The organism is Paenibacillus sp. SEL3, from assembly GCF_054602585.1.
Genome location: NZ_CM137725.1, coordinates 5794537 through 5821386, shown reverse-complemented (window position 1 = coordinate 5821386; position 26850 = coordinate 5794537). Strand labels below are relative to the sequence as shown.

27 protein-coding genes, 1 tRNA gene and 4 pseudogenes are annotated in these 26850 nt (G+C 42.0%); 9 read left to right on the top strand and 23 right to left on the bottom strand.

All coding sequences use genetic code 11. From position 1 onward, the window contains the following. Nucleotide 1: 1 nt before the first annotated feature. From ACYCS5_RS26755 to ACYCS5_RS26725, 7 genes are all read right to left on the bottom strand, one after another. Entirely contained in the window at nucleotides 2–1864 is a 1863-nt protein-coding gene (locus ACYCS5_RS26755; RefSeq protein ID WP_459760379.1) for a phage terminase large subunit family protein, read from the bottom strand. Beyond that, nucleotides 1861–2349, bottom strand: a complete 489-nt coding sequence (locus ACYCS5_RS26750) for a hypothetical protein (RefSeq protein WP_459760378.1) — start codon at nucleotides 2347–2349, stop codon at nucleotides 1861–1863. Before ACYCS5_RS26750 ends, ACYCS5_RS26755 begins: the two co-directional genes overlap by 4 nt. A 364-nt stretch (nucleotides 2350–2713) precedes the next feature. Beyond that, nucleotides 2714–3040, bottom strand: a complete 327-nt coding sequence (locus ACYCS5_RS26745; protein ID WP_459760377.1) for a hypothetical protein — start codon at nucleotides 3038–3040, stop codon at nucleotides 2714–2716. Between the two features lie 305 nt (nucleotides 3041–3345). Continuing rightward, nucleotides 3346–3675, bottom strand: a complete 330-nt coding sequence (locus ACYCS5_RS26740; protein ID WP_064963689.1) for a helix-turn-helix domain-containing protein — start codon at nucleotides 3673–3675, stop codon at nucleotides 3346–3348. A gap of 104 nt (nucleotides 3676–3779) precedes the next feature. Continuing rightward, entirely contained in the window at nucleotides 3780–4565 is a 786-nt protein-coding gene (locus ACYCS5_RS26735) for a head fiber protein (protein WP_459760376.1), read from the bottom strand. A 70-nt stretch (nucleotides 4566–4635) separates the two neighbouring features. After that, nucleotides 4636–5013 carry a hypothetical protein gene (locus ACYCS5_RS26730; protein WP_459760375.1) on the bottom strand — a complete coding sequence of 126 codons (378 nt, stop codon included), beginning with the start codon at nucleotides 5011–5013 and terminating at the stop codon, nucleotides 4636–4638. 48 nt (nucleotides 5014–5061) lie between these two features. Continuing rightward, on the bottom strand, nucleotides 5062–5262 hold the full coding sequence (locus tag ACYCS5_RS26725; protein ID WP_459760374.1) for a sporulation protein Cse60: 201 nt from the start codon (nucleotides 5260–5262) through the stop codon (nucleotides 5062–5064). A gap of 92 nt (nucleotides 5263–5354) precedes the next feature. Here ACYCS5_RS26725 and ACYCS5_RS26720 point away from each other — a divergent pair, with 92 nt between their 5' ends. After that, nucleotides 5355–5600, top strand: a complete 246-nt coding sequence (locus tag ACYCS5_RS26720) for a hypothetical protein (protein ID WP_459760373.1) — start codon at nucleotides 5355–5357, stop codon at nucleotides 5598–5600. A 77-nt stretch (nucleotides 5601–5677) separates the two neighbouring features. Here the strand turns inward: ACYCS5_RS26720 and ACYCS5_RS26715 are convergent, their stop codons facing one another. The 4 genes from ACYCS5_RS26715 to ACYCS5_RS26700 all read right to left on the bottom strand — a co-directional run bounded on the left by ACYCS5_RS26715 (nucleotide 5678) and on the right by ACYCS5_RS26700 (nucleotide 6915). Further along, nucleotides 5678–5881 carry an Acb2/Tad1 domain-containing protein gene (locus ACYCS5_RS26715; protein ID WP_459760372.1) on the bottom strand — a complete coding sequence of 68 codons (204 nt, stop codon included), beginning with the start codon at nucleotides 5879–5881 and terminating at the stop codon, nucleotides 5678–5680. Then, nucleotides 5881–6165 (bottom strand): hypothetical protein, encoded by a 285-nt coding sequence (locus tag ACYCS5_RS26710; protein ID WP_459760371.1) that lies wholly within the window; start codon nucleotides 6163–6165, stop codon nucleotides 5881–5883. Before ACYCS5_RS26710 ends, ACYCS5_RS26715 begins: the two co-directional genes overlap by 1 nt. Nucleotides 6166–6249: 84 nt before the next feature. Next, a tRNA-OTHER gene (locus tag ACYCS5_RS26705) sits at nucleotides 6250–6331 on the bottom strand. A gap of 71 nt (nucleotides 6332–6402) precedes the next feature. Then, nucleotides 6403–6915, bottom strand: coding sequence for a hypothetical protein (locus ACYCS5_RS26700; RefSeq protein ID WP_459760370.1), 513 nt, complete (start codon nucleotides 6913–6915; stop codon nucleotides 6403–6405). 929 nt (nucleotides 6916–7844) lie between these two features. Between ACYCS5_RS26700 and ACYCS5_RS26695 the strand changes: the two genes are divergently transcribed. Beyond that, entirely contained in the window at nucleotides 7845–9359 is a 1515-nt protein-coding gene (locus ACYCS5_RS26695) for a recombinase family protein (RefSeq protein ID WP_459760369.1), read from the top strand. A 40-nt stretch (nucleotides 9360–9399) separates the two neighbouring features. On the opposite strand, the pseudogene ACYCS5_RS26690 reads toward ACYCS5_RS26695, so the two are convergent. From ACYCS5_RS26690 to ACYCS5_RS26680, 3 genes and pseudogenes are all read right to left on the bottom strand, one after another. Then, nucleotides 9400–9579 (bottom strand): annotated as a pseudogene (locus tag ACYCS5_RS26690) (DUF255 domain-containing protein); the annotation flags it as partial. A gap of 97 nt (nucleotides 9580–9676) precedes the next feature. Continuing rightward, a complete protein-coding gene (locus ACYCS5_RS26685) occupies nucleotides 9677–10675 on the bottom strand; it encodes an alpha/beta hydrolase fold domain-containing protein (RefSeq protein WP_459760368.1) in 999 nt (332 codons plus the stop codon). 305 nt (nucleotides 10676–10980) lie between these two features. Then, complete coding sequence (locus ACYCS5_RS26680; RefSeq protein WP_430025779.1) at nucleotides 10981–11250, bottom strand: CD3324 family protein; 270 nt, start codon at nucleotides 11248–11250, stop codon at nucleotides 10981–10983. A gap of 687 nt (nucleotides 11251–11937) precedes the next feature. Here ACYCS5_RS26680 and ACYCS5_RS26675 point away from each other — a divergent pair. Further along, nucleotides 11938–12468: a DUF4303 domain-containing protein gene (locus ACYCS5_RS26675; RefSeq protein ID WP_459760367.1), complete on the top strand. Its 531-nt coding sequence runs from the start codon at nucleotides 11938–11940 to the stop codon at nucleotides 12466–12468. Between the two features lie 196 nt (nucleotides 12469–12664). On the opposite strand, the gene ACYCS5_RS26670 is transcribed toward ACYCS5_RS26675, so the two are convergent. Both ACYCS5_RS26670 and ACYCS5_RS26665 read right to left on the bottom strand, forming a co-directional pair. Next, the gene (locus ACYCS5_RS26670) at nucleotides 12665–12862 is read right to left on the bottom strand and encodes a hypothetical protein (protein WP_459760366.1); all 198 of its coding nucleotides are present in this window, start codon (nucleotides 12860–12862) and stop codon (nucleotides 12665–12667) included. A 231-nt stretch (nucleotides 12863–13093) separates the two neighbouring features. Continuing rightward, nucleotides 13094–13819, bottom strand: coding sequence for an RNA polymerase sigma factor (locus tag ACYCS5_RS26665; protein ID WP_459760365.1), 726 nt, complete (start codon nucleotides 13817–13819; stop codon nucleotides 13094–13096). Nucleotides 13820–14017: 198 nt separating this feature from the next. Between ACYCS5_RS26665 and clpP the strand changes: the two genes are divergently transcribed. The 3 genes and pseudogenes from clpP to ACYCS5_RS26650 all read left to right on the top strand — a co-directional run. Continuing rightward, nucleotides 14018–14602: an ATP-dependent Clp endopeptidase proteolytic subunit ClpP gene (gene clpP / locus ACYCS5_RS26660; protein ID WP_013310269.1), complete on the top strand. Its 585-nt coding sequence runs from the start codon at nucleotides 14018–14020 to the stop codon at nucleotides 14600–14602. A 57-nt stretch (nucleotides 14603–14659) separates the two neighbouring features. Further along, nucleotides 14660–14866, top strand: coding sequence for a hypothetical protein (locus ACYCS5_RS26655; protein ID WP_039275041.1), 207 nt, complete (start codon nucleotides 14660–14662; stop codon nucleotides 14864–14866). 88 nt (nucleotides 14867–14954) lie between these two features. After that, nucleotides 14955–15497: pseudogene (locus tag ACYCS5_RS26650) on the top strand (MBL fold metallo-hydrolase); the annotation flags it as partial. Between the two features lie 53 nt (nucleotides 15498–15550). Here ACYCS5_RS26650 and ACYCS5_RS26645 read toward each other — a convergent pair. From ACYCS5_RS26645 to ACYCS5_RS26635, 3 genes and pseudogenes are all read right to left on the bottom strand, one after another. Beyond that, nucleotides 15551–16330: pseudogene (locus ACYCS5_RS26645) on the bottom strand (glycoside hydrolase family 16 protein); the annotation flags it as partial. Nucleotides 16331–16758: 428 nt separating this feature from the next. Continuing rightward, complete coding sequence (locus ACYCS5_RS26640) at nucleotides 16759–16899, bottom strand: hypothetical protein (RefSeq protein ID WP_013371081.1); 141 nt, start codon at nucleotides 16897–16899, stop codon at nucleotides 16759–16761. Nucleotides 16900–16987: 88 nt separating this feature from the next. Next, nucleotides 16988–18490, bottom strand: a complete 1503-nt coding sequence (locus tag ACYCS5_RS26635) for an alpha/beta hydrolase family protein (RefSeq protein ID WP_459760364.1) — start codon at nucleotides 18488–18490, stop codon at nucleotides 16988–16990. A gap of 428 nt (nucleotides 18491–18918) precedes the next feature. On the opposite strand from ACYCS5_RS26635, the pseudogene ACYCS5_RS26630 reads away from it, so the two are divergent. Beyond that, a pseudogene (locus ACYCS5_RS26630) lies at nucleotides 18919–19319 on the top strand (MBL fold metallo-hydrolase); the annotation flags it as partial. A gap of 169 nt (nucleotides 19320–19488) precedes the next feature. On the opposite strand, the gene ACYCS5_RS26625 reads toward ACYCS5_RS26630, so the two are convergent. Both ACYCS5_RS26625 and ACYCS5_RS26620 read right to left on the bottom strand, forming a co-directional pair. After that, entirely contained in the window at nucleotides 19489–19830 is a 342-nt protein-coding gene (locus ACYCS5_RS26625; RefSeq protein ID WP_459760363.1) for a hypothetical protein, read from the bottom strand. Then, complete coding sequence (locus tag ACYCS5_RS26620) at nucleotides 19800–19970, bottom strand: TetR/AcrR family transcriptional regulator (protein ID WP_459761342.1); 171 nt, start codon at nucleotides 19968–19970, stop codon at nucleotides 19800–19802. Before ACYCS5_RS26620 ends, ACYCS5_RS26625 begins: the two co-directional genes overlap by 31 nt. Nucleotides 19971–20208: 238 nt before the next feature. Between ACYCS5_RS26620 and ACYCS5_RS26615 the strand changes: the two genes are divergently transcribed. Then, complete coding sequence (locus tag ACYCS5_RS26615) at nucleotides 20209–21321, top strand: alpha/beta fold hydrolase (protein WP_459760362.1); 1113 nt, start codon at nucleotides 20209–20211, stop codon at nucleotides 21319–21321. A 335-nt stretch (nucleotides 21322–21656) separates the two neighbouring features. Here the strand turns inward: ACYCS5_RS26615 and ACYCS5_RS26610 are convergent, their stop codons facing one another. Together ACYCS5_RS26610 and ACYCS5_RS26605 are read right to left on the bottom strand one after the other, a co-directional pair. Further along, nucleotides 21657–23684, bottom strand: a complete 2028-nt coding sequence (locus ACYCS5_RS26610; protein WP_340885303.1) for a beta-xylosidase family glycoside hydrolase — start codon at nucleotides 23682–23684, stop codon at nucleotides 21657–21659. A 67-nt stretch (nucleotides 23685–23751) separates the two neighbouring features. Next, entirely contained in the window at nucleotides 23752–25647 is a 1896-nt protein-coding gene (locus tag ACYCS5_RS26605) for a carbohydrate-binding protein (protein ID WP_459760361.1), read from the bottom strand. Nucleotides 25648–26236: 589 nt separating this feature from the next. Between ACYCS5_RS26605 and ACYCS5_RS26600 the strand changes: the two genes are divergently transcribed. Beyond that, entirely contained in the window at nucleotides 26237–26470 is a 234-nt protein-coding gene (locus tag ACYCS5_RS26600; RefSeq protein ID WP_459760360.1) for a hypothetical protein, read from the top strand. Nucleotides 26471–26850: the final 380 nt, after the last annotated feature.

Below are 26850 nucleotides of genomic sequence, written 5' to 3'. Positions count from 1 at the left end.
TTTACAAGCTGCTAGAAACATTCCTTTTCTTCTTCCGCTGTTGTGGCCTTACCGGACCAGTAACCACGCTTCCCGGCTCAGGTAACGGCAGGTCAAAGTTCGGATTCATCATTTCAATTGCTGCACGGTTATAAACAGCAAGGTCAAGGGCTTCATTCCGCGCCCTGGTCTGAACCCAAACGGTATAAGGAATCCCGTTTTTGTAGCGGGTGACAAGCTGCTCTGCCGTCAATTGTTTGAAATATTCTTCGTCATATACGAACGGGTCCGGGTTATCCGGGTTCGGTAGAGGGAAACGACATGACCCGGGCTTTCCAGGTTCGATTGTAAGCGACGAAAACACCTTAGCCTTACCTTCGGCTACCCCAAGCCGAATAACCGTAGCACGATGGACGTTGTTGTCTGTGGTGCCGTTTAAAAGCGGTGTGTGCGTACCATCACCGCTGTCCTCACCTTTAATCGCGTATATACCGCGTGAGGCACGAGGTTTGCACCACTTATAAACCTCACGTGTGAAGTGTCCGCCTGAATCCATCAATGTTCGACGTATGCGAAACTTCCTGCCCGCTGCATCCTGCCATGTCCGGGACAGAAATTCGTCCAGATCATCCCAAACGTCCTGTAATTTCAGATCACCATATACCCGGTGATACTGTATTCTCCAGCTTGAATAGTCTTTTCCCCAGCCGATGACGTCAATTTCAAAGCGATTATCTTGCGTATCAACCGCCGCAGTGAGGAACTTTACCCCCTCTGGAACCCGATGCATGTACATTTCACGGCGATTAAGGAGCAATTCATGTTCGACTTTCTCCCCTTCTTCCTCCCAAGACTCCGCCATAACGGTGTTGAAAAAGGTCTTGAGCAACGCAGGTCCGCCACGTTTGGCAGCCTTGAAGTCGTTGACAGCATCTTTCCAGGTGTAATTAATCGTCGCTGCAAGGCTACTCAGCTTGAAGCCGCGGGTTTTCGAGTGTTCCTTTCCTGCAATCCAAAGCGCTCGTTTGGCATAATCTTTTTTCCATTCATGTTCGGCGTGCAGCGCACCACAATGCTTGCACACATGATCGACCCGTGTACAAGCCCGCGTTTCTTCGTCGTAATCAAAATCAATTTGCCGCCAAACCAATGGCTGCAATTCGTCACAGGATGGACAAGGGAAATGTAACTCTTCCTGTGTGCTGTCCTCGTAAAGAGCCTCAATACGGGACGCTCCCTTAATAGTCGGAGTGGATACCCACACCATTTTTTTGTTGTAAAACGTCTTTGTACGAGCTGTGACAAGCGATACAGGGTCACCCTCTTTACCCGCTGATACTGGAAAGCGGTCAATTTCGTCTCCTATGACTACCCGAATAGGTTTGGAAGCCAAAGAAGCAGGCGAATTCGCGCCTGCAATGTTGATTCGTCCACCGGGAAATGTCTTATACAAGATGGTATTCCGGCTGTCGCGGCTCTTATCCTTGACCACCAACGGTGATAATTGTGGTGAGTCACGGTACATCGGGGTCAAACGGTCATTAGAAAAGTCACGTGCAACCATCAAATCCGGCTGTATCACCATGATTGGAGCTGGGTCATGCCCAGTAAAATACCCAATCGTGTTAAGCTGCAGGTCCGTTTTGCCAAGCTGTGAGGCCCACATGAGCACAACTGATTCGATATTTCTGTCTGATATGGCTTCCATGGGAACTTTTTGGTACGGCGCCCGCTCTGTTTTCCAAGGACCCGGCTCCGCCGAAGCTTCTGGAGACAACACCCGGTGTCTATCTGACCATTCTGCTACACTGATCGGCTCAGGAGGCGCGACAAGACTTACGGTGTCAGCAAGCAGGCGTAACGTCCTTTTACGTTGAGCATTCATGACTCATCATCTGCCATTGGGTCATATTTAGACAGCAGGTTTAGAGCCTCGTTAATACGATCCTCCAACAAAACCCGAATTGCCTTTTCGTCGCTTAGATACGCCAGTTGATTTGCCAATTTCGGAGGCAAACCGGTTAATCTTTCCCGGAAATTTACAAGCAGCGTCCCCCATGCATCCTGTACATCAGCAGTGGTATGAAGATTCTTTCGCTTTTCCTCCAGCTCCAGCATCGCAATTTCCTTTTTAATCTGCTCATGCTGTGCCTTTTCGTCCGCAAAACTAATCTTGCCCTCCTCGGTTGCCCCAGTCACATGCCGGATGTATGCCTGGACGGTTGCAGCAAGGTCATATTTCCCCCGACTTACCTGTGTAAGCACACCGTCACGGGTTAATTGCCCGATCCATTGCTTGGTTTTGCCCACAATAGCTGCAAATTCACTGGTTCCGACGATGCCCTCCGGCCTGTTCTCTCCTTTCCCCATATCTGACCACCTACTTTCCATTTATTCATCAAAATCTGTACACGCTATTAGACGCATTTTAAGCCCCTTTTTAGAGGTGCATTAATAGAAGGGATAAATTATGCATACTCAACATAAAAAGCCCTCAGCAGGGCTTGTATGAAGCCTGTGTGGCTAAAAAAGGAAAGTGTTTTTCGAATTCAAAATCTACGCGTTTTTCGGGCTCATGCGCACCCGTACCCATTTTTAAGCTCCAGAAGGACCCAAATTTATTTTTTTAGAGAAAAAGAAGCTTTTAAGATTACTTTTCAGAATCATTTCACACGCGCGCGCCTCCTTCTTTTATTCTTTAATCTTTAAATCATTTGGTATAAAGGGTGAGCTGCTATCCGTGCTCTATATCCTTAGCGACAATCCTGCTATATGGAACTATGCTGGCATACACTCCTGCTTCACGTAAACGTCTGCTCCTTTCCTCTGCTCTATCCAACTCTGCATTCTGTTCCTGACATATCTGTTCCCATTCATCCAATGTTCGTAATGTCTTCTTCTCGATATCAATACCACGTAATCTATCAATCAGGTTTAAACGGATATCCACTCTATCTTGTTGATTCACTCCTGGTATGTAGATATCAATGACTGCTGTGGTATTATCTGTTATCCTTACTCCTTTGATATGCCATCTAAATATGTTTGGATGTGTGGTCATGATCTTCCTCCTATCTGTTTATGTATGAACAACAAATACACCGTCCTTGTGTATGCATAATGCATAGAACGATGTATGTATCTAGTTACTCTAAATGAGCTATATATTATATATATTATTATTTATATTTCTTTCTTTCTTTCTTGGGGGGACAATTACACCCCTCTAGCGGGGGACAATCATACCCCCCTAGAATATAAAGAGTGCGTTTAGCGGGGGACAATCATACACCGCTAGAAATAAAATAGAGGGGGACGATTGCACCCCTCTAGCATTCATTATTCGTGTATTTAATGTATAAACATTCATTCAGATATTACTGCTTGGAATAGAGCATAAGCATTAGCTTCTTTAAAACCGCCTTCGGTTTCTCTCTTAAATCGCTGAAGAAGATTCCTTTTTTCAAGCCCTTTGATACCGTTCATCACTGACTTACGATCAAGGTTAAGATAATCAGCCATTTCATTGTAGCTTGCCTCAGCAGTGTCAGCAGGTCCAACCTTCTGCAATAAGTACAGATACACGCGGAATTCACTGCCGGACAAGCCGAGCCTTTCAATACCAGCAGGATAGCGAACAACATCCTTTTTCCTGCCACTCTTTAACCACTCATAGGTAATACGAATGTTCTCCATAAACACGCCTCCATGATGTATATATCTCCACTACTATTAGTGTATTATAATCCACCATAAAGTTCAATGTGAATTAGGAAAACAAGCTTCCCCAAATGGCTGTATTAAGGTGCGATAATACCTGCAGTTCGTAGCTTACCAAGCAAGGAATTAAAGTCCGCGACTAGACCAGTCACATCCGTAGCCGCGCTATTGGCCTGTGCAACTGCCTGCTTCACTGTACCGTTTGCCGCTGTTGTAGCTGCACTGACTGGCGTACCTGCTCCGATAGCTGTGCGAGCTGCTGCCGCATCTGCTACTGCCATGAGCTGCTTACCTAGGGCGGTCGCTCCTGAGATATCCGCAACTGCTGGAGCATAGTTGCCTGCCTTAGCGTCACCGGCTCCAGTACCGACCTTTAGGTTTGACGTACCCGCACCGATGGCTGTACGGGCCACTGAGGCATCGGCAGCTTTGAGGACAGTCTTACCAATTTCACTCGCGTCAGTAATGCTGTCAACTGTAACAGAACCACCGCCACCACCTGACAGTCCAGCCACAGGCAATGGGTTATTCTTGCCCACAAGCGACAGCTCTCCGTTCTCTCCTTCAATGTAAATGCCCTTGCCTAAAAAGCTTTTATAATCCAATTTGCTCAACTCCGCTTCTATATTGTTTGGATTTGATAGATACTGAAATGCTTTGTTCTTCTCAGTACCGATAGTGCTCATTTCCTTCTTGGCTTCAACCAAGTTATTCACATCAACCACCAACTCCCGGATCTCTTCCACTTGCATAAGTGGTTCAAGAAACTCCGGTATGTCTCCGACAAAACTGCCAAACTGAAATAACCCGCGCGATGGGATCGGCGGGCCAATGTAAATTAAAATGCTCTCTTCTATTGTTAACACCTCCTTCCTGGTGGAATTAGGGCAAAGAAAAAGCCGCTCGTATGAGCGACTAAAGTTAACATTATCATCTTTAAAAATCATACTCTTGAGGGGGACGTCTTTTAGAATAAGTAATATTTTTATTCTGTACGGCGCTATCATAACGTGACATGTACTTAGCGGTTTCGCTTATTGGTACTCCCCCATCACAATCATACTGTTTATAATCGTCCTCGTTTTCAGTAGCGATGTTTTCAAACAGTTTTTCTTTAAAACCGTGTTTTTCATAATCCTTGATGATATTCAGCAAGTCCTCAATTCGTTTAGCTGCTGGATATCCTACATGGTAAATGATTTGCGAACCCTCTCCAGGATACTTGTTCTTGGAAGTGTCAATGATCTTCCAACCACCATCAAGGTGTCTCTGAACATTTTTTTCACTGCAAGTCTCGATTCTTACATATTCCAATATCCATACATCCTCTCTGATTATCATCATGTCGGTAAAAGTGAGCGGTTAGGGGCTTTCTTCATAAATAATTAGTGCAGAATAAATTATGGTATAACCTGTGATAGACAAATCACCGTCATCCGGGATCATTGATGTACTGAATTTTATATCAATTAGCCTAGATTTATGGAAACCACTAAGAAACTCATTGATATCTTGTTGCAACACATTTTTTGAATACTCAGACAAAACTAACACCTGTGTCATAGTTCCCCTCCTTTCAACACAACAATTCGACACTAAGGAAGGATATTCCTTTTTCTGCGTCGAAAGTATTAGTTCGAAAGGAGGTGTTAGGATTGAACAAGCTCGGATTATCCGAAAGAGAATTATTTAAAATTGGTGTCGCTGCTCAACTCGATGCTGTAACTGATTATGTTTCGTCAGTTACTGATTCTATTGATGCTGGTTCTCTGCAGGATCCTTTAAAAGAGGGAGAGCTCGAGCAATATGCTAGCATAAAAGCAGTTGCTGCAATGATAGTAGCCAATAATCAAATACTTGAAGAGAAACTCAAGAAGTTCGGTTTCCCTGGCAACAAATAAATAGCACCATGCGGAATCGAACCGCACATTTACCTTTAGGCGCTGTAAATTCCCCGGAGCTGATCCGGGGACTAACGTTAATTCCTCGCTACCGCTGCATTAGCCCACATCATAACTTCCTCAAGCTTAGTTGCCGCTAGAGCTTTCTCCCGACTAGCTGGCAATAACTCATCAAGGACATAAGCTAGTTCCTTACATGCGCTACGCACCTTGTCATGCTGTGCTCCCTTAGCTTCGTCGGCCTTGTGATACTTGAAGTTGTTCTCGATTTGCTGGTTCATCATTTCAACTCCAATACTACCTTGGCAATGTGAGCAGGAATCGTAAAACCTTCGCTTTCAGTCAATGAACCATCTGCATGCAGCTTGATAGCCAATTGGTCGTATTCACCCGTGCCTGTAGGGACAACAGGGTTGCCGTATGCGTGTGGACCAGCAAAGCTTACTACTCTACCAGTAGGGCTATACTTACGAGCCTCAGCCTCAGTATTAACCACCTTAAAGATATTATCCGAACCAAGATACCCATACCCACCATTACGTACTGCGCTTGCCTCTGTACTCATTACAAAACACTTCCTTTTCTATTATTTTTGCGCACAAAAAAGAGCAGCGTATGTACGCCACTCTCATTAGGTCTTTTAATTAGGTGCACGGTGTGGGAATCGAACCCACGCCTTTAGGTCTGTTTTACTCGGGCCCGCCTGTACTCTACCATTAAGCTAACCGTGCATAATAATAGTGATATTGAAGAAACTAAAAAGGTCGGCACGATAGCCGACCTCCTTGCTGTATTTAAATTATTATTGCAATTCTCCTCTTGTGTTGCCTAAGCGTACTGAAAGACCGCCCTCCATAACACCTCCGGGGGAAGTAAGGTTAAGATAGAAATTACCAGTAGTCCAAGCACTTCCGTTAATTTCATCAAATACTTCACCTTTCTTTATTCTTCCACTCATCTTAACTGGACCACTAGCAGATCCCTGAGTTACTGTTATGTTAATTGGGGCACTCCCTTGGTTAGATACAAACACTCTAGCATACCCATAATGAGGATCAATGTAGAAACGCTCTGACATGTCAGTATTCGCAAGAGACTTGGCTAGCACCTTATTTGTGTCTTGAGGAGTAATAACATGATCTCCCGCCTTTGGTGTATTCACATCGGTCGATGTGTTTGCAGATTGGGAAACTGATGTTGAGTTAGTTGTAGCTGGTGCAACATCCGTAGCTGCTGCAGAAGCAGATAAAGGAATTGCAAGAGCTAGTGATAAAACAGATACTGCAGAAGCTTTTTTAAGGTTTTTCATACTCATAAGCCTACTTTCTTTGATTTTTTTATCCTGTCAACTCTATCAACCAGCACAGTATGTATAGAAACCATTAGAGCATTCATGATTGATAAAGTTTTTACAGGTATTTATGAACATTTACATTATAAGTCTTTTATTGTAATTATTCAACAAAAAAATGGATTTTGATTCCATGTTAGCAGAAGCCCGGGTTTGAACCAGGACTGTGGGGAACTGACCCCCGCAGCGCACCTCGCATTCTGCATGAAACCGCTGGTGGATTCGAACCACCGACACACCCACCCATTCTTTTTCGCGAGAAGGAATCGAACCTTCGTGGATATACCCCATTGCGGTTATGATAATAGATGTGGACAAGGGACTTTCACCCTTGCATGCAGCCTTTGCTATTTACTCCCTTTGACTGCGTAATGGGATTATCTGCGTCTATATTCCGCCACCACATCATGATATAAAGCTTTGTTGGAATCCGGTACTTGCTTACGCGACCAGTTGCGCTCCTGATCCACTCTTTAGCGGCTAGGATCACCATGCATGAGGAATGCGTTCGTCAGACGCACATTAGCAAGAATGGAGTAATGTTTATGTGGTCAAGGGATGTATAGCACGCTTAGCGCCTTTCGGCTCCCTCCTGCCTTATGCATTGCCCCACGTGGAAACAGAAAGAGCAACATGCCCGCTTGTCCTACCCTTGCGGCTCTCTGTAGGTCTTATAGCAAGGGGCTAACTGGTGCCGCTCGTCTTACGCCTACCACCGTCAAACAGGCATGTGTTTGTGTCGGGTGCTGCTCTCTCTTTGTTTTCCATGTTATAAGAATACACTATAGAAAACCTAATGATTTATAGTTATTTCGAATAATTAACAAAAAATTATTGATTATTTTTCAAAACGCTGTATATTTGTGTCATTACATTTTGAAAGGTGTCTTGTTATGGATAATACTTCATACATAATAAAATATGTCGCTCTTTATCTTCGAAAAAGCCGAGGGGAAGAGGATACCGATCTTGAAAAGCACCGCTTTATCTTGAGAGAGATATGTGTAAAACACGGATGGAAGTATGTTGAATACGTTGAAATAGCGAGTTCTGAAACAATAGAGTACAGACCAAAATTTAAGAGTTTGCTATCTGACGTTGAAGAAGGTATTTATGATGCGGTGCTTGTGGTGGATTACCAGCGTCTCGGCAGAGGGGAACTGGAGGATCAAGGAAAGATAAAGCGTATCTTCCGTGATAGTGAAACATACATAGTCACACCTGAAAAAATATATAACCTTGTTGATGATACTGACGATTTGCTTGTGGATGTAAGGGGACTGCTCGCCCGTCAGGAATATAAGACAACTACGAAAAATTTGCAACGCGGAAAGAAAATTGGAGCTAGGCTAGGCAAATGGACAAATGGACCAGCTCCTTTCCCTTATGTTTATACAGCAGCAATAAAAGGGCTTGAGGTCGTTCCTGAAAAGAATGTTATCTACCAAGAAATGAAATCCCGGGTTTTTGGAGGAGAAAGCTTAGAAGCAATTGGCTGGGATTTTAATAGACGTGGCATTCCTGGTCCCGGACCTAAAAATGGAGTATGGCACTCAAATACGATAGGAAGAATACTAACTAGCGAAGTTCATTTAGGGAAAATAATTTCGAACAAAACCAAAGGATCTGGTCACAAAAAAAAGAAAACTCAACCACTGATTATTAACCCACGAGAAGAATGGGTCATTGTAGAAAACTGTCATGTCGCTGTAAAAACTGAGGAAGAACATATGAAATTATTAGCCATGCTAGAGAAAAATCAAATTATACCGAATCGTGCAAAGGCAGGAACATATGCCCTGTCTGGCCTAGTGTTTTGTGGGAAATGCAAGAAAATGATGCGGTATAATGTTCGTTCTGATGGTTATAGTACTAAAACAATTAAGTCCTGTAATAAATATGACCATTTCGGTAACTATTGTACCAACAGTGGCGTGAAGGTTAATATCCTTACTGACTTTATAGATCAGGAGATAGCTGATTACGAACAGAGAATTATTGATAGTGATAATTACATCAACACTGATGTAATTGAAAAATTAGAGCGGATCATTTGTGAAAAAGAAGCTCAGTTGACCAAGCTCAATAGAGCGCTATCTAAGATAAAGGAAATGTATGAAATGGAGGAGTATACACGAGAAGAGTATGAGGAGCGTAAAGTTAAACGGCAACAAGAAATATCTGCTCTCGAATCTGAATTAGCGGTCCATCGTTATGAGATAAACTATGACAACAGAGAAAAGAATAAAGAACGGAGGAAATTAATAAAGTCATTTAAAGATATTTGGTCTTCTGAATCTGCAACTGAACATGAGAAGAATATGATTGCAAAAATGATCATCTCCAGAATAGAGTATATCCATGATAAAGATACAAACAATCTGAATATATCTGTTCAATTTAACTAAACCCTTACTGAGTAAGGGTTTTTATTTTGAGGCTTAAGAAAACATGGCACCAATGGCAAGTGGAATAGCCAACAGATAGGAAAATAGGCTTGTTATCACGTTTAGCCATTTCAAAAGCCTCATCTGACCAAGGGAACCAATTTACCGGATTGTGAGCATGCTGTAGCAAATACGGTGATTTTTCCTTGGATAGTCTATTCGGTTTGCTGCTCGTTGTCATGGGACATCACCACTTCCGTAGTTGAATTTTATACTTGGTACTATTTTACCCTAAATGGGTGGTAAAAGTCGGAAGAGATGAAAAAAGATAATGACTCTCAAGCATTATACTCATTAGAATTTATATCAAAGATCTCGAGAGCTTTCAGTAAGGCGTATTCACTTGTTCTGGCCCCTTCTTTTGAAAAATGTGCATCCGGAAACGCGGGCGACATATGATGGTACCCGGGATAGACATGTAATTCCACTAAGACTCCATCAAAGGCCAATTGTTTTGCAAAAAACAAGGATTCATCAATGAATAAATCAATGGTACCTATATTTATATAAGTCGGTGGTAATCCGGCCAATGACTTAGCACGAGCCGGCACATAATACTCACTTACCTCCTCCTGACCCGGTTCATCCCCCAATACAGATTTCCAGCCAAAATAATTACTTTGTTTTGTCCAAATAAACTCTCCTGCGTATGGGTGCTCTGGTGCGGTACTTGTGCGATCATCTAGCATTGGCCTCATTAATCTTAGATGATGGATTTCGAATTCCTTCTGATCACGAATGTACAAGGCTAGGCCAGCCGCCAAACCGCCGCCAGCGCTGCTGCCCCCTACGGCAACTTTCTGAGTATCTATCCCTAACTCTTCCGCATGTTCAATGCACCATTTTAGGCCCGAATAACAATCCTGTAACTGACTTGGCTGTACATGCTCTGGTGCTAGGCGATAGTACACGGATACGCAACAGAAACCATGTTGTGCCGCAAGAGATGCATTAGCAGGACGATCCACGACTGGACTTCCTAAGACCATCCCGCCTCCGTGTATCGAATAATATAGAGGCATCTTATGATGCTTTGATTGTTTGGGCTTAATGATTTCGATTTGAATATCTGGACCATTAAAATAACTTGGCACAATCTTTTTTTCTAATGTAATGGGGAACATCTGCGTTACATCTATTTGTTGCATCATTTGAGATTGATTTTTACGTGCTTCCCTTAGTGTAGATTCGGTAAGATCGGTTGTTGGTATTAAATCAACTGCACTGATAATTTCTGGATCAATCAAATGTCTACTTCTACTTTTTTGTTCCCTCATAGTAATCTTTTCCTCACTTTCTTGTTTTAAAGACAATGAATCAATACATATTTCCCTTCAATTGTTGTTGTCGTTTATATTTATATTTTAAGTTTAAAATCAGCTTTATAAATGAAAACAACGAGTTAGAATCATTTTTGACATAAAAATTATGAAAAAAAAATAAAATGCCAAAAAAGTATTTCGGAATCTGGCTGTGGGAATGCGAAGGCACATCAAACCTTTTACCAAACAAAAAGACGCGACCGGATTGGTCGTTCATAGCGATTATCCGGTCGCGTCTTAAGCTATCACGTTATGTCCATCTACTTTTTATGTGAATAAACAATTTTCTTAATGGTTTCGGTAGAGAGGAAAAACTCATTAGCTAATTGCTCGATACTGCTTCTATTTTGAAAAGCATTTCTGATTGCGGCATTTCGCTGTTCTAGCAACCATCTCCCGCCACTCAAGCTTCCCCAATCCATATATTCCGTTTTTGGCTTAGGAATATACAGATTCTCTCCTTGAACATATTTTTGGATTTCTATAATTAATTCTTGAGGTAAAACTTTGGAAGCATTCGTATATCTCAATTTTACTCGCCCCTTATTTTGATTTTTTAAAATAAGGTGCAAAGCCAAAAATATTAAAAAGCTTATTCAGCGTTAAAAATTGTTTCGCCCCATACAAAGTAACGCTTTCTTAATAATTGGCTTTGCATGAGTGTAAGAAGTCACAGACAATCCTAACAGATTCTCCATCAGTAGGCACCCCCTTTTACCTCGCAAGTATAGCATAACTTCTGCTCACCTGGGACCAGCTAAATGATATCAGCAAAAAGCAAGCGATTAAAAATTGAGCTGTTAGATAGCTGATTTTAAATACTAATCATGAATACGAACCACATAAATCCGTAGATTAATGCCACTAGCCCTACAATGCCCAACAAGCAGAAAAGTAAAAGCATAAGAACAAATTTTTTACCATCCATAACCGACTCCCCAATACTTTTTCCAGAGTGTGAGACACACTTTCTAACTTAGCTTCCGAATAAAAATTTGAAATTAAGTGCATTTATCCAGCTGAACAGGAGTCCCCGTTATCCTAAGAGCGGCTTCTAGATGTTACGGATTTACACTTTCTGCTTAGCTAGCCTGTCTTGCGTTTATTTTTTTCATTGCAAATCTTGCTATTGGCTGAGCATGGTAGGCTACACGAGTCGTGCCAAGAATGATAATGTATAATCAAGCATAAGACTCATAAAGGAGCATATGAACCAGATGAACAATTTTTTGAATGAATTTGAGGAAAGATTTAGGGCAGGATTTTTGGATGATCTTAAAAGCATACTGAAAGAAGTGAAGAATGAGAAGGTTTACGCCTGTGCTTTTGGCACAGACAGCGATTTTGTCACCTTGTTTCTAGCTGTTAATACAGAAGAATCCCTTGTTAGACATATCACAAACATGAAAGCCGAAGGCCTGTGCGACAGCAAGGAAGATGAAAATTATTATAGATGGGGATTTTGCGAATATCAATATGGCGATGCAACACACTTGAATCATATTAGCAAATTTCTATATGCAACTGACAATGTGCTTGATTATAAAGATGAAATGATAAAAATTATGGCCAAGGTAGTTAAGGAAACAGACGACGTGCTTTTCAATCAATTTGGTCAAGCCAAAGAAGATATTATTTTTTTCGTGTCCATGACGGATGATGATATGGCCGAGGAACTCGAAGATCAGTCTGTAATTCAGATGACAAACGCCAAACTAGTTGATGGCTTCTTGCATCGTTATCAATAGAAATACAGTTTGAAATATTACACTCATTTCGTTCAGGTAGTTGCTTTAATTCGCAATGTGCTTGTCCCATGCATCGATTGATTACGTATCCTTTTCATTTGGTGTATCCCCATTAGATACGAATAAACCTATTTCTCCTCATGGTTCGAGTTGAAATAAGTTTATTTAAAGCTTTCATCCAGATGAACAGGAATTCTCACCATTCAACTTCTTCAAATAATCGGAAAACCATCTTTTTTTCAAATTCATCTAAAGTTCTAAATCCAGATATTTCTTCTTTCTTTTCTCCAAGTTTTATCAAAGTCGCTATTGCTAGGTCTCCCACCTTATAATAACCTAATAGTTTATCTTGAGGTTCCCTTTTTAATGATAATTCACTTAATTTTTTTATCATTTATTCTGTACGGAAGCCTTCTTTTCCTATCTGTGTCATTGCATGATATAAGACTATGGGGTTATTATCTTCTAACAAATTTTCTAATTCACCTATTTGAACCTTCCCCTTCCGCTATCTTCTTTAATATACTTCATTTTAATCCCAGATAAGAGCTATAAATTGGAATGACCGGGAACATGTTTTATCAGAAATAACCACTATGATGAGTTCCACATTTCTCTTCGCAAACTACGCCGCTATCATACTCATGGTATGGGAATCCGTTTGTTTTACTGAAGCGAGACTCCGGTGCAGCTTATGATTAACGATTCCGATTACCACGTCCGGCTCCATTACATCCTGATGGGAGAGCATAACCAATGTTGCAATATCCCCCCTATGATATGCCGCTGTCAACGCTCTCAGAAAAGTTTTCGAGTTTTCACTTTCCGGTAAGGATAACTCTCCTTTGAGGAGATCCTCCTTGACTGCTTCAAGCGATTTTCGTGCCCGGTGGAGTGCAACTTTTACCGCTCCCTCCGTTGTTTTGAGCATGTCGGATGTCTCACGAATCGAAAATGCGAACACATCTCGCAGCAAAAAGACAGTTCTCTGAAGCGGTGATAGATGATTCATTAAGGACTGCAACGCTATCTCAATTTCAAAAGTTCCATGATCCGGCACAGTTACTTTCGCTTGTTCTCTATTCAATACCCGACTGTAGACTGCTTTTCTCCGTATCTCATCAATCCAGGTGTTCTTCGCAATCCGCAGCAAAAGCGCTTTGGGGTTTGTATGTTCGAAATTGTTTAACTTTCCTAATGCTTTTACCCAAGTATCCTGAGCCAATTCTTCCGCATCCCAATTTGATTTCGTAAGCGACAGACAGTAACGCTTCAGGACTGCCTGTAATTCCTCCAAGTTCTCGATGTTTATTGTATTATCTGTCATTTGTATAGAATCATCTATGCGCATAGGTCCTCTCCTCCACGGTCTTATTCTGCCCTTTCCTAGAGCAAAGCCTTTGTTACCTCCAATGTAAACGAACAAGTGGTTGTAAAAGTTACACCATTTACGCAAATCGTTTTCCCATTGAAACCTCCGTATCTTTTTACGGCCTCGGTTCGTTTACAAGGAGAAATCAACTGAAAACAGGAAATTGGGGGTATCAAAATGAGTGTTTATGTTCCTTATGTTGTTGAGCAAACTGCTCAAGGTGAAAGATCGTACGATATCTATTCCAGACTATTAAAGGATCGTATTGTGTTTGTCGGGGCAGCCATCGATGATCATTTGGCTAACAGTATTATTGCTCAATTATTGTTCCTGGCGGCAGAAGATCCGGAAAAAGAAATTTACATGTATATCAACAGCCCGGGTGGCTCTACTTCCGCAGGATTTGCCATCTATGATACGATGCAGTACATCAAACCTGATGTACACACGATATGTACGGGATTCGCTGCTTCGTTTGGCGCGATCCTGTTGCTAGCGGGCGCCAAAGGGAAACGTTCGGCGTTGCCGAACAGTGAAATCATGATCCATCAGCCGCACGGCGGCGCACAAGGTCAGGCCAGCGATATTGCGATCAGCGCAAAACGAATTTTATGGACTCGTGAAAAGGCAACCCGTATCACAGCTGAACGGACCGGACAATCTTTTGAAAAAGTCGAAAAAGATATGGACCGGGATTTTTACATGTCCGCTCAGGAGGCACTGGAATATGGTGTTATTGATCAGGTGATCACTTCTTTATAGAGTATGCTCAAACCCTAATGATCCGCAAGAAACTTTAAGAAAATATGAGGTGATATCATGTTAGCAAGTTTACAAGGTAAGGAAGTAACTATTCATTTTATAGATGGGGCAAATGTATGCGACGGGATATTGGATCAGATTGACGACAAGTTCGTTAAATATCTTACGCAATATCAAACGCTTGTTATTCCTATCACATCTATTCGCACTGTATCCATTGACATTAAGGAACGGCAACGCCATAGAGTTGGATTCGCCCCTTGAACCTATTTTAGTATGGGTGTCAATTACATTGTACGGAGGCCCTATATTATGTAAATTTTACATGGAGTAGAAATGCTTCAGCTAAGACGTATCGTTCGACAAACTAAAAGCTGTGATTTTGATGCATCATGATGTCGATCATATAGGTTGTCTTCCTGAGATTTTGCAGGAGTGTGGCGATCATATTAAAGTCTAGTCTATGCACACGAACTGGATAAGCCGTATATTCAGGGAGAACTCCCACTTTTTAAAGATAGTCACCTTGTGCATCGCCCGAAGGGCAAAGTGGACGATACCTTATAGATGGTCAGGAACTGCCGTTTTGCGGCAGGATTAGCGTCATCCATACGCCTGGGCATACACCTGGTCATATCAGTCTTTATTTAAGGCAAAGTAAGACTCTTATAGCCGGGGATTCGATGTACAGTGTAGCGGGGTTCTCGGGGGAATTCATGTTCCGACCACACCGGATATGGATGCAGCTCGTCTCTCATTGAAAAAGTATTTAGATCTCGATATTGCATCCGTAGTTTGTTATCACGGGGGACTAAGTAATGTACATGTGAATGATCAGATATTAGGACTTAGTGGCGAGTTAATTTATAGCGAATTGAAGCAACCCCGTAAATGACCGGGGTTGCTTTTATAATGTTCATATGAATTGTATCTAATGCCCACACTTTATTGATAGACACGCACGTAATCGACTAGCATTTGGGACGGGAACTGCGTCGAGTTATTGGGAGCACCAGGCCAGTTTCCGCCGACCGCTAGGTTCAGGAGAATAAAGAACGGCTGCTGAAATTCTTCGGTGTTCCCGGTTCCGTTCTCTATATAAAATTCATTGAACTGCTGCCCGTCGACAAACCAGCGGATATACTTGGAGTCCCACTCGATGCTGTACACATGGTATTGGGAAAAATCCAGATTGCCCGATACTCGCCCGAAGTCAGCGTGTCCTCCCGCATCCCAATGCACAGTACCGTTCACAGAAGGATTGTTGTTTACACGTTCCATAATGTCGATTTCTCCGCATTTCGGCCAACCTACCGAGCTGATGTTTCTGCCTAACATCCAGAAAGCCGGCCATATCCCTTGACCGGATGGTAACTTGATGCGCGCTTCCACTTTCCCATAAGTGAATTTTTTCAAGTCTTGAGTTTTGATCCGGGCAGAGGTGTAATTCATTCCGCCGTAAGCTTCTTTTTGTGCCGTAATCACCAGATTGCCTCCAGTAACCTGCAAATTCTGCGCACGGTTGGTATAGTACTGCAGTTCATTGTTTCCCCATCCGCCGCTTCCGGTACCGATTTCAGGGGTCCAATTGGACCGATTTAACGAAGTTCCATTAAATTCGTCGCTCCACACAAGATTCGAGTTCGGTGCTGCGCTTGTATGCATTGCTGGAAGCAGAACGGTTAGGAGACTGAGCAGCGCAACCGCACATAATCCTTTTCTTAGCATTAGTTCCCTCCTCAATAATAATAATCCAAGTTCTTAGACACTTCAGGAAAATAAGCCTTCAAGCGGTATTGACGATTGAAACGGGGATCACCTCTCTTTATATTTTTCTTCTTGGACAGCTCATAAATTAGAATCGTAGATAGACGATTGAAAAGGTATACCGCTCAAGCAGGAGTATAATGGAAACAAAATCCATATTCAACCTATATTTAAGGTTTTTTCTTAAAAATAACTTTCTCATATAGATAAAGCCGGTCTTTATAAATCAATAAGAAATTTAACTGCCATTAAAACAAACGTAGTAGCACGTATCGCACCGGACGCGGTGTAGCCCCGTCGGTCATCTACGATTACCAGAAGACACGTGGTGGTGAGCATCCACAAATCTTCTTATCCGGAGGAAACCTTAGCCCTCAATTCCGTACAACTCATAGCGATGTCGCCACTTCACTAAGGTGGTAACGCTGTGTTATGTTTTTTGCTACTCCCACACGGCTGCTCTGCCCTGCTTTTAACTCCTGTATGATGGCTAGTTTCTCAATCGCATTGTATTCGTTCTTCTTAGACAAAGGAAAACTCCCCTTCAAGTAGCGGTTTATTTATTAAACCTGTCTACTTGAAGGGGAGCATATCAAAATCGGTACTCTGTTCCGTAATTTATAATAGCGAGGTTACGAACTTCACCTCCGGAAAGCGGTTATCCGGTCCTTTCATTAAGATTCCGCCTTGATTTTTCAGATACCTATCGAAGAAATCCAGCATATAGGCATTGATAACGGAGTTCGCTCTTTCGGGCGCAATCTTTCCTGTAATGCCCAGCATTTTGAAAATCGGAGAAATGAACTGTACGTCGGTAAAATTCAAATGCTCCGTATTTTCGATATAGAGGACTTGTCCTCCTTCGTCGACCGTTTCGCGCATCCGTTCAAGCTCCAACTTTTTATCTTCCGTTACTTGATCCTCCCACTCTCTTGTTGATCCCATACGGTTAAGCTCTGCATCCGTGTAGACCCGGTTATCCATCACCATTTTCAATTTTTCGAAATAGCTTTCCGAGTTGATGAACAAAAACGGCTTTCGTAGACCCTCTCTGTCACGCAGTCGATAAAGCCCTCCATCAAGGTCTATTCCAGCCGTGATTCGCGGATCATAAGAAGCGTCATAGGCCGTCGCTCCGCCGATGGAATGACCGAACGTCCCGACATGACCGAGATCAATCCTCCCTTTTAGATGACTTGGAATCAACCCCGATTGGATGAGCTCGAATTGGTCCAACGCAAACGCCACATCGCCGGTTAAAACTTTTCCCAACTTGTTGCGATTTCCTCTACTCGTCTGGTAATCATGGTCGGGCGAGAATAAGTTGTTGGTTGTGCTGGTCGTGATTCGCCCGTCCGGAAACTCGGTTGCAAATGTATTGTAGGTATGGTCGATCACTGCCACGATATATCCATGACTCGCAAGATTTTCGGCTTGCGACGTGTGAAGAAACCTGGAAGAGCCGTTGCCGGGATTCGCAAGGATCAGCGGGTATGAAGTCTGTGCCGAAGAGACTTCGGCCCCCGAATAAGCATGACTGGATACGTACTTCAGGTGTTGAAACGTAAACTCGGGAAGGCCATAGTTCGCGGCCATATAACGTAAAATCTGGGTATCGGGAATAAAGGGAGCGTACTTGCCGGTGCTAGCTTGAGCCGGATACCAGACCTGAACCATCAATTCTCTCTTACCCTCTCTGGCTTCGTCGAAAATCTCTTCCCTATTTGTATCCACGAAATGAAAAGTTTGCGTTCCTACCTTAAATTCGCCTGTCGGTTCAGGTAGTTTAAATACAGGAAAAGCATACATGAGACCCGCTGTTGCGACCAGCATTATTGCTATAGCGGTATAAGCTGAACCCAACATGAATCGTGGGATTTTTTTGGGGCCGGTTTTTTTAAAAGAGCTATAACCTGAAATGGCTAAAAAAATGATCGTTATGAAATATGGGAAAAATAGCTGAACTCTGTATCCTTCCACCGTCCAATGAATGACCAGTAAAAGTGTGGCAATCCCGCTTGCAACGAATACTGGAATTCTACGCCGTCCTTTTTTTAATAGTACGGTTAATGCAAATAAGCCGATGTTTGACAATAAAAGCAACAGTTCAAACAGCCTCATCTCGATTCTCCTTTCAAAAAATTTCTATTTTCGTTTGTTCTAATCTTATCCTGCCAGGCTGGCCTAAGCTATCGATTTGCCTTACATCAACCTAACAATTTTGTAATTCGATCTTGCGGTATTGGAAGACTCGTAAAACCAAGGATGAATCAGGAAATACCAATAAGTATGTGGTTAATACATCACAGACTTATAACGACTATGGTAGTATCACAAGCGCTGTTGACGTGTTGGGTGTACCAACAACGTACACCTATGATGCAACGTTGCATTTACTTGTTGGTGTCTCGAAACCAATTTCTGTGACTCAAACACAATATACGGAATATGTACGTGATGCAGTTCACGGCAATGTGACAAAAATTCGTGTTCGTGAAGTCCGATATTATGGAAATTTCACAGGGAGTAGAAAATGCTTCAGCTAAGACGTGTCGTTCGGCCAACTAAAAGCTGTGATTTTGACGCATCAGGATGTCGATCATATAGGTTGTCTTCCTGAGATTTTGCAGGAGTGTGGCAATCATATCAAAGTCTATGCACACGAACTAGATAAGCCGTATATTCAGGGGGATATCCCCCTTTTAAAAGATAGTCACCTTGAGATCCCTCGAAAGGCAAAGTAAGACTCTTATTGCCGGGGATTCGATGTACAGTGTAAACGGGATTCTGGGGGGGGATTCATGTCCCGACCACACCGGATGTGGGTGCAGCTCGTCTCTCATTGAAAAAGTATTTAGATCTCGACATTACATCCGTAGTTTGTTATCACGGGGGATTAAGTAATGTACATGTGAATGATCAGATATTAGGACTTACCCAAGGATTATAAAGTTAAAGTTCCAGCAAGCTACCTTTTCGTGAAACGATGTTGTTAGCGTAGAAGAATTGAACCAGTGCTTCAATTCTCCTACTGTTTCCTCCCTTCAACCCCTTCTTTAAAGTTTATTTCTGCAACCCATTGATGATTTATCAGTCATAAAAACATCACTCCACGCGTGCTAACTTGTATATAGATCAGACTTTAACTGATTAAAAATGTATTCTTGCATTTTATCTAAAAGAAGAATGATGTTAGTATCTTTGCCATTTTTCAAAACCCACTGAATAGACGTCATTGAGTTAGCAGCATATAGTTCAGCTAAATACTCCAATGCGATCGAAGTTGAAGAATTCTGTTGCTTTAAATAATCTAAACAAGTCCGAAACAAAATTTGTTCAAATTCTTTACGTAAATCGGCGGATATTTCATGAACGGTTAACAATGTTGAAATTTCCATCTTATTTTTAATCATTTGATCGGTTACAAGTTCTATGGCGTTTGCCACCTTGCCATCTTCCATGGAATCAAAACGCTTTCAATTTCAACTTTAAAATCAGAAGCATACTGTTTAACTATCTTTTCTAGCAAGTCGTACTTATCCAAATAATGACTATAAAAGGTAGAACGTCCAATAAGAGCTTGATCACAAACTTTTTTGATCGTAATATCTTTAAAATCATGTTGTTGGAGTAATTCAATGAAAGCTCGCTCAATAGCTATTTTTGTTTTATAAATTCTGATACTTCATTCATTTAACCACTTGCTCCTTATGTGTAAGTTTTCGAACACTTCATATATACCGTGTAAGATATCCTACAGATTATGCGATACTAATTATTTTTTATGTAGTAACTATACTCTATAGTAAGCACATACCCAAATTGAAGGAGGAAAATATATGTTTAAATCCTATGTCAATAACGAACAGTTCAATCTTCAAATTAATCGTTTTATCAATGATTATTATCAAGAAGATGATCGAGCACAAGCTGACTTGGAAAAAATGATTCCGAAATTAAAAGACACCCATAGCTGGTATAAAGCTTGGCTCAATTTTGCAAAGAAACGCGAAGACAGCAAGGACTATGACTTAGCCTCAGTCTACTATCAAGCAGCAGAATTTTATCTTGCAACCACAGACCCCAATAAAGAAAAATTGTATCAAAAATATAGAGAAACATTCTTTAAAGGCTTTCATGATTTTGATTATGAATCCTACCAAATTCCATATGAAGATTCCTATCTTCCTGCTGTAAAATTGTTGACGCCTGGAGCTACGAAAACATTACTTGTCTTTGGTGGGTATGATTCTTACATGGAAGAGATGCTTAAAATGATGAAATTCATGAAGGGAATTAATTACAATATTATTGTATTTGATGGTCCAGGCCAAGGAACTGCATTAAAAAACGGCCTAAAATTCATTCACAACTGGGAAAAGCCCATATCAACGGTGATTGATTATTTCAAACTAGATCGTGCAAGTCTCGTAGGTGCTTCTTGGGGAGGATATTTAGCTATGCGTGCGGCAGCCTTCGAAAAGAGAATCGATAAAGTAGTTGCTTTTAACATTTTCTATTGTGGTTTAGATGCCTTAAAAATGGGAATGCCAGAAGAAACTTACCAAAGCATAGTGCAGCTAGTCGAACGTAATGAAGTAGATCAAGTGAATTCATTATTCGAACAGATGATGACTCACAATATTGATTTGCATTGGAAGATTACCAAAGGGATGGAAAACACCGGTGAAGCAACGCCTTTTGATCTCATTAAAAATTTCGAAAAGCACACGATGCACGGCATTGGGGCATTCATTAATCAAGATGTTCTTTTACTAGCTGGAGAAGATGATCAATACGTACCTATTAGCCGACTCGCACAAATCCAACAAGAATTAATCAATGCTGCGTCCATTACAACCAAAGTATTTACTAAAGAAACAGGTGGCGAGCAACACTGCCAAGCAGGTCACAGGGAGTTAGCATTTAATGAAATGAAGAAGTTCCTATAACAACTGTAAATATATATTTTTTTATACGCAACATGCCCATCAAAAAATCGTAGTTCCATAGCTTCAATCGTTGTTATCCCATTGGCAAGTAAAAACCGACTCCAATTATGGAGTCGGTTTAGTCCATTCATTTCCCCCTGTTATCTCAATGGAGAAGTCCGTAATTTCCTCTGAGCTTTTCAATTCATGCGGCCTAGCATGGTTAGATTTTCGAACCGAAGAACCTTGAAGGAGCGCAAGAAACGAACTTAGATGTCTATCGGCCCTTAATTTCCATTATTTAACATCTGATAGATCCAGGGAGTTAAGTCCACAGCTTCAAACCCTCTTGTTTGTCACTGCAAGTTTAAATAATCAAAATCAACAAAACCACCCGTTGATTTAGTAGCATAATTGAACAAAGCAAAACGGTATCCCATAAAGTGAGGGATTGTATATGACATCGGAAGTGTGTTGCCTATAGCCGTCCAATTTGTGCCGTTAAGACTGTAGTAGAAATATGCTTTATCCATCTGATTTGTAAAATCACATATAAGCTTAAGATATACTCTGTTCTGGGTGAAAGGGACACTTGCCACTTCAGTCATTGCTCCAGAGCTGGCATTCACCATAACAATGGATTTGGAGGTCCCGTTCATCTTTATGCCTACAAATCCATAATTAGCCTGAAAAGCTGCAAGACCGGAATAGTCTCCGTCCTTCATCCCGCTTGTTTCCATTGCAATGATTCCTGTACTTTTCGGTCCAAATGTCCTTTGGGTAAGCGTATTTCTGGCATCCAGAATACTTTTACTCACTTTCCCTGTAGTCATTCTCATAAATCCAGGACGCTGTGTAAGGGACCAATGAGTATTGTCAGGATTGTGGTTCCATTGCCACTCCTTTTTAAGAGTCGCTTCAGAAGACGAGGTTCCTGTAAACGAAACATCGTCCACATAGAAATTCATCAAATCACTTGTTGGGTCTGGGGTTGAACTGTAGGGTGTCTCAATGAAAATAAACGTTTGTGAGAGGTCGGCATCTGCCGGAAGTGTATATGTTCCTTGAATTGTGCCCCATTGGCCCTTGGTTAGCGTGGTGGACCCAAGAATCGATATACCTGTGTAACTTGGACCATTCTGAATACCAAAATTAAATTGCTTAGTGGCAGGACCTTCAGTGTATTTAACCTTTGCAGAAAAATTATACATTCCGCCGGCTGTTACTTTTCCGGTAATTACTTGTCTTGGACCAGCAGCTGTTTGTTGTCTACCGCTGACAAACAAGCTTTTTGAGCCGATGTAATAGTCTGTAGTGGTTGCTGCAACAAATGCAGTGTTATTATTCGTCCACGGGCTTATGGTGGCATTTTCAAATCCACCGTTTGCAATAAGCTGACTGGAGGCTTGAGAAGATGAAAACTCATCAGACGCATAGACCTTCTTTTCGGGATAACCTTCAACAGGAACATCCATCGTAAGAGGAACCTTACCGTTAACACCGAATACCGGCCAATTATTTAACCATGTAACCGGAACAAGATACGGCATACGTCCAATTGCTCCGCTGTCTTTAAACAGCATAGCATACCAGGAGCCAGAAGGAGTATCAACAATTCCCCCCTGTGCAATACCTGAATCATTCAATGACACCTGACCTGTATAGGGTCCTGTCAAGCTACTTGCACGATAGGTTAATTGTGTGCGGTTGCCTCCCGATGGCCAGCATATAAGAAATATATAGTACATTCCCTTGATCTTTTGTATGTGCGCGCCTTCAGCCTTGACTATGAAGCTGGAACCGGCAATATTACTGGCAGCGGAAATAATCACCTGATTAAGTCCCCCTGGCTTGATAGCCTTTGCATCTGCAGTAAGCTCAATAATGCTGATATTATCACTGCCATAAACCAAGAATACACGTCCATTATCAAACAGCAGCGATGCGTCATGATAATAATTGTCAAGCACTGATGATGTCCATGGACCAGTTTCTATATTGCTGGTTTGATAGATGTATGTTTTGCCGGTAGAATTGGAGCCAAAGGACACATAGTAGATGCCGTTATAATATCTAAGGCTGCTTGCCCACGAGCCTTTTCCATATTCGTTCTGCCCGTTGTTAAGATTTTGTGCGTCATTGTTGGCATACGTATCGTAAACATAATTTACGATTTCCCAATTGACGAGATCATAAGATTTCATGATCGGAACTCCAGGATTCATGTGCATGGTCGTGCTAGTCATATAAAAAGTATTACCTACCCTGATAACATCGTTGTCTGGAGAATCAGCATGTATAAACGGGTTTGTAAAAGTAGTAGCTGCAAATACAGAAGTATTGGACATCATACTCATGAATAATGGTAAAACTAATAAAAGCACACTTATCCTCCTATACATATTAGAATCGCCCCTAATCTTTGATAGGTTCAAAAGCTTTTAGTTTTAGTTAATTAAATTGTAAATAATCCACATAGGCATCCCAAGTCCCGTTATCGGTGGTTACGATCAGTCTGACCTCTTGATTTCCGGTTACATGGGTGATATTAGACAAGGTTTGGACCGTCGGCGTAGTTCCCGTAAAATAAAAGGAGCCAACTGTGGTTCCTCCTATTTGCAAGTCTACTCTGGCGGTACTGGAGTTATTCGAAGCACCCCTGACTGAAATACTATGAATAGAGTTGGCAAAATACTGAGTGTATGCACTATAATCATCATTGGCGTATAAAGCGACCCCATTGAAAGGAGAACTGATCTTCCCAGCGTAAGTACCACCGAGAGTCATATCCTCAGCTTCAACCCTTGTTCCAGTAGTATTGGGTGTAAACTGCCAGTAATCAATATTAAATAAGTTACCAGTCCCTGTTCCGGTAAACACTAAGAAAACCTTGTGGACTCCTGTTGCATTGCTTACAGTGGTTTCGACTTCCTTCCAGGTCTGTGTTCCTCCAGTAGAACTGACATTAAGAGTTCCAACCAGAGGACCCGTTGCACTGTCCAGACGTATTTCTATTTTACCGCCTGCATTGGACGCTATGTTTGCTTTAAACGTCTTGGCTCCACCGCTACCAAAGTCGGCATTTCCTACAGCGATCCAATCTCCATTGTGTACGTTTGTCACATTCAGATTACTAATGGGACCGCCGCTGGCTTGAGTAGGCTCGGTTGTGACTCCCGCTTGCCACGCCATGGACTCTGCTTCCACTCTGGTATACGGATTCAGATTGGAGAACTGAGCGATTCCTGTCATATTCCCCTGCACTTCAGCGATACTTCCATCTCCATTATGCGTCAGCTTATTAATATGCGGGGAGCGATAGCCTTTCCCAGCTCCAATTTGAGCCTTGCTGACCGTCTGGGCATGGTACACCACATACCATTCATTCTTAAAGTTAAATACAGCGTGATGGTTGTTGCCGCCCACACCGAAGAACGTATACGGATTTTTCAGGAAATGCCCTTTATAAGTAAAGGGACCCATCGGGCTGTCGCTGACCATGTAGCCAATTTCACCTGCAGGGTACTGTGGCGGGTGTGTCCCGGCAAAGTTGATACAGTAGGAATAGTAGTACTTTCCGTTATACTTATGAAGGCCCGAATCTTCAAACAGGTACGGGGCATCAATGGTGGTAGCGCTCCCAATAACGCTGGTCATATCTGCGCCCAATTTGATGACTCTGGCAGTTTTCGGATTCGCAATGGAGGCCGGATCGGATTCGTTCGGAATGCCGCCGCCGCTATACAAGTACCCTGTGCCATCATCATCCACCAGCACAGCCGGATCAAAAAGCCAGGTTACACCAGCCATTCCCGGCGTATTATGTGTCACAAGAGCTCTGCCCAGGGGGTCTGTCCAAGGGCCGATCGGCGTGTCTGCGGTCAGAACGCCAATGCCGGCTCCACCATTGGCAAAATAGAGAAAGAATTTATCTTTGCCATTGATTTTTTTTTGCGCAATGGCCGGAGCCCAGGAGTTGCCGGCCCACTTGGCAATGCCTCTGCCGTTGTTCTTGTTGTTCGCACCGGCAACCGGAATGGCACCGTGATCCGTCCAGTTCACCATGTCAGCGGAAGAGATGACCTGGATGCGATCCAGTCCGCTGAAGTCATTGTCTTTAATCGAGCCGTCATTGTTATACACATACGTATCACTGGACATATAGATATAGACTCTTCCATCATAGACCAACGCATAGGGATCAGCGCCCAATTTATGGTCCATAAGAGGATTCGAATTCCCTGGAAGCTTTGCAATTGCATTGTTAGCAGCATATACAGGTACCATTGGTAAACAACTCAGCAATAATGTAAAAGCTAATAAAAACACCGAAAATTTTTTAATCATAAACATATTCCTCCATTTTTATATATTATGTCTATTAAAAGTTTACAAATTGCCTATACATAGATTTAATTAGTAATTTTGTATCCTATTTGAAGGTTGGTGCTCCGAAACTTGGACTTGTAACATTTTCAGCAGATATTATAGCCTCCCCTCTAAATTTGTAATCGCTTTCATTTTACGGTGGAGACTCGAATCAAGCCGAATTAGCCAGTTCATCATTTTTATTTTCGCCCAATAAATTTCAGTTAATAGCTTTTTATAATTACCTTGGTTACGATACATACAGCAAACTGCGTTGCACGGGTTCCAGGCATTCTTTTGGATATCAGCGCCTTAATTCACCGATGGCAAGCCATAACAGTCGTCTTCATGCAAGATGGTGCTCTTCGAGCTGTTTGTGCACAAATGTCAATCCCCAAAGTTCAAGGTGCTCAAATATAGTGTCTGGTTCATAGGCAACCCTGTATATTAACGAACTACCGATCGTATTCCCAAATTCCCCTCCCTTCTTTTTCATTACACGTACCGATTGAAAACTTTAACTTTAGAGTTGAACTTGAAAGCTTTTACACAATTACAAAGGAATATTATGTCGTTAGTAAGCGTTGAAGCGAATTTTAGGCTACACAGTCGGGAAAACGATACCCAGGAATATAATACCATAAACGCCACTTTGGAACAAGTGATCGATACTATTGGGCATCATTCCTGCATGGTTCGCCAAGGCTTTATCCTTCCGGGGAGAGCAAAGCATGCGATTCTAATCGTTGCCGGGGAGAAATGCCAAGATCGACAACAAGAAGTGTCGGCTTCTGTCCTTTAACAGACCGTTCAAATTGGGCGACAGCTTTGCAACTTGTGGAGTATGCTAATAATTCCAGGCTGTTGCGAAGCTTATATTCATGCCATTTTATGCGACTAGTTCTAACCAGAATAGCCATCAACCATGAGTTATCTTACAATTCAAACTTCAATCTATAAATAACATTTATCCCCTCTCATTAATGCCCGATCCTTTTCTTTTAGTCGCGGATATGCGTAACAGTAACCATATTCAACGATCCAAGCCAAACTGTTTTCACTAACATTTTTAGATCAAGGATATTTAGGTGTTCAATGAAATTGGGTTTAATATTAAACGGATTGTTACGGAGTCCAAGCGCACTAGCATCGATAACGATTGTCTTTACCTGTCTAAACCTA